The 6,554-nt window shown below is 61.3% G+C and carries 8 protein-coding genes and 2 pseudogenes; 3 read left to right on the forward strand and 7 right to left on the reverse strand.

What is annotated here, in order from left to right; translation table 11 throughout:
- The 3 genes and pseudogenes from DBR36_RS00375 to DBR36_RS18190 all read right to left on the reverse strand — a co-directional run.
- A partial coding sequence (locus DBR36_RS00375) for an MFS transporter (protein WP_146185135.1) occupies positions 1 to 555 on the reverse strand: 555 nt, incomplete at its 3' end.
- Positions 556 to 793: 238 nt separating this feature from the next.
- A complete protein-coding gene (locus DBR36_RS00380) occupies positions 794 to 1,285 on the reverse strand; it encodes a FadR/GntR family transcriptional regulator (protein WP_258222482.1) in 492 nt (163 codons plus the stop codon).
- 54 nt (positions 1,286 to 1,339) lie between these two features.
- Positions 1,340 to 1,516 (reverse strand): annotated as a pseudogene (locus tag DBR36_RS18190) (FadR/GntR family transcriptional regulator); the annotation flags it as partial.
- 258 nt (positions 1,517 to 1,774) lie between these two features.
- Between DBR36_RS18190 and DBR36_RS00385 the strand changes: the two are divergent.
- From DBR36_RS00385 to DBR36_RS00395, 3 genes are read left to right on the forward strand one after another with little or no spacing between them, the layout of a single operon-like run.
- Positions 1,775 to 1,984, forward strand: a complete 210-nt coding sequence (locus DBR36_RS00385; protein ID WP_108317065.1) for an SDR family NAD(P)-dependent oxidoreductase — start codon at positions 1,775 to 1,777, stop codon at positions 1,982 to 1,984.
- 50 nt (positions 1,985 to 2,034) lie between these two features.
- Positions 2,035 to 2,730: a hypothetical protein gene (locus tag DBR36_RS00390; protein WP_108317066.1), complete on the forward strand. Its 696-nt coding sequence runs from the start codon at positions 2,035 to 2,037 to the stop codon at positions 2,728 to 2,730.
- Position 2,731: 1 nt separating this feature from the next.
- A complete protein-coding gene (locus DBR36_RS00395; RefSeq protein ID WP_108317067.1) occupies positions 2,732 to 4,123 on the forward strand; it encodes a peroxidase in 1,392 nt (463 codons plus the stop codon).
- A 277-nt stretch (positions 4,124 to 4,400) separates the two neighbouring features.
- On the opposite strand, the gene DBR36_RS00400 is transcribed toward DBR36_RS00395, so the two are convergent.
- From DBR36_RS00400 to DBR36_RS00415, 4 genes and pseudogenes are all read right to left on the reverse strand, one after another.
- A complete protein-coding gene (locus DBR36_RS00400) occupies positions 4,401 to 4,730 on the reverse strand; it encodes a hypothetical protein (protein ID WP_146185136.1) in 330 nt (109 codons plus the stop codon).
- A gap of 110 nt (positions 4,731 to 4,840) precedes the next feature.
- Positions 4,841 to 5,086 carry a hypothetical protein gene (locus DBR36_RS17125; RefSeq protein ID WP_146185137.1) on the reverse strand — a complete coding sequence of 82 codons (246 nt, stop codon included), beginning with the start codon at positions 5,084 to 5,086 and terminating at the stop codon, positions 4,841 to 4,843.
- 655 nt (positions 5,087 to 5,741) lie between these two features.
- The gene (locus tag DBR36_RS00410; protein WP_181373422.1) at positions 5,742 to 6,317 is read right to left on the reverse strand and encodes a HutD family protein; all 576 of its coding nucleotides are present in this window, start codon (positions 6,315 to 6,317) and stop codon (positions 5,742 to 5,744) included.
- A pseudogene (locus tag DBR36_RS00415) lies at positions 6,314 to 6,554 on the reverse strand (amidohydrolase family protein); the annotation flags it as partial. The gene DBR36_RS00410 and the pseudogene DBR36_RS00415, both read right to left, overlap by 4 nt.

Here is a 6,554-nt window from a genome sequence, read left to right on the forward strand (position 1 = left end):
GAAGTCGTCCTCCGGCATGAGCGTCAGGAGCGCGACCGCACCGGCAGCGAGGAGCATGCCGAGGCTGATGCCCATCTGCGGCACGGCACCGTAGAGACCACGCCGGTCCTTCGGCGCATACTCGTACGCCAGCAGGAGGGCCCCACCCCACTCGCCGCCGATGCCGATTCCCTGCAGAATGCGGAAAATGATCAGCAGGATCGGTGCGGCGATACCGATGGTCGCAAAATTGGGCGTCAGACCGATCGCGACGGTACCGCCACCCATCAGCATCAGCGTGATGAACAGGGTCTTCTTCCGCCCGATGCGATCACCGATGTGCGCGAAGACGATGCCGCCGATAGGGCGGAAGAAGAAGGTCAGGGCGAAAGACGCCATCGAGAACATCAGCGACAGGAACGGGTCGTCGGTGACGAAGAAGGTCTTGTTAAAAACGAGCGCCGCAATCGTTCCGTAGATGAGGAAGTCGAACCACTCGATGGTGCTTCCACTGAGACTGCCCAACAGCACCCGGTAGTTCAGCTTTTGCGGCTTTGCCGTCGCCGTCATTGACATGCGCTCTCTCCTTTGAGATGCGACGGGTGAGCCTCGTGAATTCAGAGTCTGCTGGTCTGCAGCAAACGTCAGGGGACCCGTCTCAAGTGGTTGGACCATGTGGTCCAACCACTGACGACGAAGATAGCCACACCAAGGCAGCTCGTCAAGAGTGCGTGTGAAAATCGCCGACGGACGTGTCGAACAACGCTCCGAGAGCCGGGTTTGGTGTCGTAGCCGCTGAAGGGAGCGCTTGCGGCTAGATCGCCGTTGCGTTGGGCAGCACGCCAGCCGCCTCTGCTGCTGCGCCGGTCTCTGCGTAGTACCCGCGGATATGGGCTTCCAATAGAGCGGCAGCGTGCTCTCGACGGCCATCCCGTAGGGCGATGGTTACCTCGTGGTGCTCTCGACGGAGGCGACCGGAGGTCGCCCCCCAATCCGGCAGGCGCTGCGCGCGTTCGAGAGTGTGATCAAAAATAGCGATTCTCAGCGCGTCCATCAGCGTGCTGATCAAGGGATTGTCCGCCGCTCGAGAAGCGAGGACATGAAACTCGGCGTCGAGCTTCAAAAACTCCGAGACGGGGAGAGCCGGGTCGTCCATTCGCGCGAGGAGGTGTTCGATCTCGCCCCAGTCGCCGCGCGACGGATCGGAGTGATTGGCGGCCCACGTTTCGAGGAGCAGACGGACCTGCAAGACGTCGCCCGGCGCAACCTGACGAGTCGCCAACTGCAAACTCACGGACAGACTCATCGCCTGCTCCGGCGCAGCGGTGACAATAGTGCCAGAACGCGGCCCGGCGCCGGTTGAGGAGTGCAAGGTTCCCAGCGCTTCTAGGACGCGAAGTGCCTCCCTCAGTGAATTGCGCGAAACCCCGAGGGTCTCAGCGAGAGTTCTCTCCCCGGGAAGGTGATCCCCGATGTGCAGTCGGCCGCTTGCCAACTCATCAGTCACCCACTGCATCACCGTCTCATGAACCCTCATCAGACTGATTCTCCCACCAGGTGAGGAGGTGGGAAGCTCTCCCACGCGCTAGCAGGTCAGACCGCCAGCGCGACTAGCGGCCGGGAAATGGATGCCAGCACGGCGCCTCGAGCCTATTGTGCCAATTTTCTTGACCGGTGACCGCCTCAACTCAGGTGTCCGGAAAGCGGGCCAGGCTCCCTATGCATGGGTGAGGCCATCTTTTCCAGGAACGCATCTTTTGCTCCGGACCTGGCGCATCTTTGTCAGACTGGTCCTATGTCCACGATCCTTATCACTGGTGCATCCCGCGGCATGGGCGCGAACGCCGCCCGTCGGCTCGCCGAGCAGGGCCACACCGTCATTGCTGGCGTACGCAACCCCGCATTGCTCGCAAAGGAGCTTCAATCCATCGCAGAGACGCGCGGGCTTCCCATCCACCCGGTGCATTTGGACGTCACCGACGACGCGTTGAGCCGAAAAGCCTGACCGACATGCCCGATTGAACCATCGAACGCAAACATCGAAAGGACCCACGCATGACCAAAGGAACGGACCCGCGTCTGGCAGACGAGAATCGCGTCGAGCACATTCGTCGCCGTGTGGCCGAGCTCTCCGAGGACCTTCCTCAACTTGCGAAGATTGCGCTCAACTCAATGGTCAGGGACCATAATCCCGACTATCAAGGGACGGCACATAAAGCTGGCCGCGCAGGTAAGCAGTCCGGCAATGTCTCTGAGCTCACCGCGATTGCGTCGCTCAAGCCCGGCGGCGCCGACCGGCTGCGGAAGATATTTGACCTCACCGGCGGCAACATGGATGGGGCTCAACGTGTCTCCACCCTCCACAATATGCGCTTCGTTTTCTTTGACGAAGACACGCGGATCCTTTTTGCCACAGCGTACGACGGCGACTGGGATACCTATATCAACGATTTTGCGACGAAGATTCCAGGGCTGATGGACCTGCTGTTTGCAAACGTGGAAGGCTGGCCGGGAATCGAGTCACCGACCGTTAAAGATTTCATTGCAAACCATCAAATCGATGCGGCAGGTTGGTTCGTAGCAAACCCCCAGATCACGGTGGTCGATGTTCGACGCTATCAGCGTACCGAAAAGCTGCTCGATCAATTCCTCGATAAGATGTCTGAGAACACGCAATTAGATGAAACGACGCGCGCAGCCATAGCTGATCTCAATGCTGCTATGTCTAAGCCTGAGGGAGTGGACTACTGATATGGGGATACTTTCTGAGCTGGTCTCGCGATTCCGGCGCGAGAACGTTTCGCTGGAACTCGATGACATCCAAGCCCTCATCCTTCGCTCACGTCCAGAGCCGTACGTCGGCATCCACGCCATGCTCCACGTCGACGACGCCGCCGGCGGCCGCGATTTGCTGCGACGACTAGAGCCTCATATTTCTACCGCTGCAGGCTGGGCGGAGGAGCTAGATACATGGACGGGTGTCGCCATCAGCTATCCGGGGCTAGAGGCGCTTGGCGTACCCAAAGCATCCCTTGAGAGTTTTCCTGTCGCGTTTAAAGCAGGTATGGCTGCGCGTGCTCACCAACTACGAGATTTTGGCGAGAACGCGCCGGAAACGTGGGAGGAGGAGTATCGCGACGGATACTGCCATATCGCGCTAACAATCTATGCTCGCGATAACGACGCGCTCGATGGTGCTATCGCTCGCGCTTTCCGCGAACTGAAATCATCGACGGGCGTTACGCTTGCGGGGACAAATCGGTTTGGTGCGGATGAGGAAGCAAAGAACCCCTTTGGATTTCGCGATTCCATTTCGCAACCGACAGTCGCTGGCAGCGGTCTCGACACCGTACCGGGGCAGGAACGCTCGATCGCGGCAGGAGAGTTCATTCTTGGCGAGGACAGCGAGACGGGGTCTCCGCTTCTCACGCCAGCACCGGACGTGCTTGGGCGTAATGGCTCCTACATCGTGCTGCGAAAGTACGCCAGTAAGGTGGGCGCGTTCAATGACTTCTTGCGACACCATGCGAGTACGGATGACGAGCAGGACTTGCTCGGCGCAAAGATGTTTGGCCGGTGGCGGTCCGGGGCGCCGCTAGTGCTCAGCCCGCATATGGATGATGTAGAGCTAGGTGCGGACCCCAACAGGAACAACAACTTTGACTATGCGGACGACGAGGCGGGCTTAGCGTGTCCCTACGCATCGCACTCGCGGCGTTTGAATCCTCGGTACGGTCGGACGACGATTCTGGCGGACGAGAACATCCACCGGATTATTCGACGTTCGTCTACATTTGGACCCAAGTGGACGCGAGAGCGGACGGCGGCACAGGACGCCGAGATAGAAAGTGGCATCTTTTTCATCTTTATCAGTGCGCGAGCGTTCGATACGATAGAATTCCTGCAGCAAGAATGGATTAACCGAGGAAACTTCATCGATCTCGGCGACGAACGCGATCCGATTGTCGGGCTGCATGAGAACCCGGGTACGTTCACAATCCCGACGGAACCAGTCCGAAAGCGCGTCCACGAAGTAACCACGTTCAATCGACTGCGCGGCGGCGAGTATATGTTTATGCCGTCTCTATCTGCGCTTCGTTGGATGGCGGCGGGGGAGTGGGATGGCGAGGCCCAAGCCTCTTGAGATTGGTTATCAACTTTTGGTCGTCGGGTGCCCGGCCGCATAATGCTGCGCGGTCGGGCACCTACGACCGCTCCCACCCGCCCGGTTGCACCGATACGCCTCGTGTCGAACCAGCACGACGATCCACCTCTTCCTCGCACGCTCCGCCACGGGTCGCGGTGAAGTCGCCTAACGCTAACAGCGCCCAACACGCACCGCACATGCCCTCAGCGGACGCGCCGTAGAAAGATGGATTACTCAGCTTATTTTCGCGACTCGAAGGCGACCATGTACCCACTTAAAGAGGCATGCCGCGAATACTCCTCAACATATTCGATACTCGCCTGATTACATCGTTGATCGCCTCTTCAGCGGCGGAGTGGTACTCCACGTCCTCGTCATATCGGTCGATGCCATACCCATAGCGGGTGAGCAATCCGTTCTCGTCGGGGCCCCAGTTCTCATCTGAGCGGTTCTCTGCGATGACGCTCTGCACGTCCATCAAGGCCGCAATGTCGGCGGTGGCGGCAAAGTTGCGCGCCAGCTCTGCCGACCGGGGGTCAAAGGCGACGCCCTCGGGTGCATCCGCTTGGGGGCTAACACGAAACCCCACAGTCGCAACTCGCATGTACCCCCACCCGGGAGTGAGTAGTTGATGCGCGCATCAGGGGTCTGCGCAGGGGGCAGCCAGGGGTCCACGTTGGCGGCGTCAGCTTTGCTTTTCATCATGTCCCAGTATCATGACCAGCCGCCCGTCGCCGCGTATGCAGCTGAAGCGGAGCCCAGCACGAGGAAAGGTACCGTGACGGCCGCCGCGATATTGAACCGGCGTCGCGGGCGGTCGCTGTTAGCTCCGCGAATATTGTCCGCAACCTCACGCAACAGTCCGCGTGTTCGCTCGTTTTCCTCCGCAACTCTCGGTGATGCTGCACGCATCAGCGAGCGGAACGGATCATCAAACTCGTTCTCGTCAGTGTCCAGCACGTTTGATCCCGTCATCCGGCATTGGCGCCTCACACAAGACATGTCACGAGCGGCCCGAATCGTTGCCGCGAACGCTGCCGATTTTCCGCGCTGAGTATCAATCTCCCAGCAGAGAAGACCTGCAGAGCACCACCTGTCAAGGTAAGTACCCCTGAGCCCACGCCCGCCGTACGGTGCTCCACTATCCCTCAGGCGCAGCAGACGTGCCAGAGAACGTGACCGGAGGGTAGGTCTTAGATGAGGGCGCGCAAGCCGGCTGACCAATCCGCATGTGAACATGCCGATAATCGATATTATGTCAGTTTCCGCGCTCAAGCGGTGCTCAACTCAGTGTCACGGCCTCCGCTCGCAACGATATGCGGGCCCCTCTCATCACTCGCCTCGCACGGCCCTACGGCCGTTGGCGAGGCTCGTTGCAAGGGCCGACATGCGCGCGAACGCCCCGCTGTGAGGCAGGCCCCATTCAAAGTTCGGCTCCGACGAGAGTTCGGCGAGGAAGTCGCTGAGATTCATCGCCCGCACACCGCCAGGCCACGTGACGTTGTCGATGATGACCTCGCCTTAGTTGGTGGGCATGAACACGACCACCGTCGAGCCCGAACTCGTACCGCATCGTCCACGAATAGCTCGTGGTTTTCAAGTCCGGTTTTAGTCGCTAACCAGTTGCTCGGACGATCGTCGCCTCCGCGACAGAGCCGTAGCCGCTGAGGATCACGGTCCGGTCGTCGTCGAGCACGATCGCGTCACCCTCCTCGAGCACCGCGCCGCGGTATCGCATGGTCGGGCACAGCGCGACGACGACGACCACCTCCTGGCCGGGGCGACGGCGCAGCGTGCGGGCGCCGGTCACGTAGCTCCGCACGAGCTCACCCCCGCCGAACGCGCGGTCGACCATGAGGTTAAGGTCACGCGCTCCCGGCGCATCCTCGATCGAAGCCACGTCAGCCTCACCCGGGAAGGCGACGACGTCGAACTGCGAGACGTGGCGCGCTGCTCCGCACAGGCGGAGGTGGATGCCGGCGGGCGTGAGCGGCATCAGCAGTCGGTCGATGCCATCGAATCGCGAGAAGGGCGCGGCCTTGTCGACGGTTGCGATGCTCACCCGCCATGCAATGCGATCTCCATCCCCGTCGCCAGTACGGCCGGCTCGCGCGGCGGCGACCTCCTCGGTGACGCCCGCGCCGTTGCGCCAGGCAACGGGCGTGCGATCGCGCTGGCGTCGCAGGATCACGGCGCCGGGACCACGGCGTGCCCGCCGCGCCAGACGGCCGCGGTCAGCGGCACGCCGGGGCGGTAGGCGAGGTGGGCGATCGAGGGCGCGTCGAGCATCTGCAGGTCGGCGCGAGAACCGGGCGCGATGACGCCGACGGCGTCGCTGCCTTCGTCTCGGCCAACGATGCGCGCGGCGCCCCGGGTCGCGGCGAACACGGCCTCCTCGATCGTGAGGTGCATCTGCAGTACGGCCGTC

It is taken from the genome of Microbacterium sp. HMWF026, from assembly GCF_003061325.1.
Lineage (GTDB): Bacteria > Actinomycetota > Actinomycetes > Actinomycetales > Microbacteriaceae > Microbacterium > Microbacterium testaceum_E.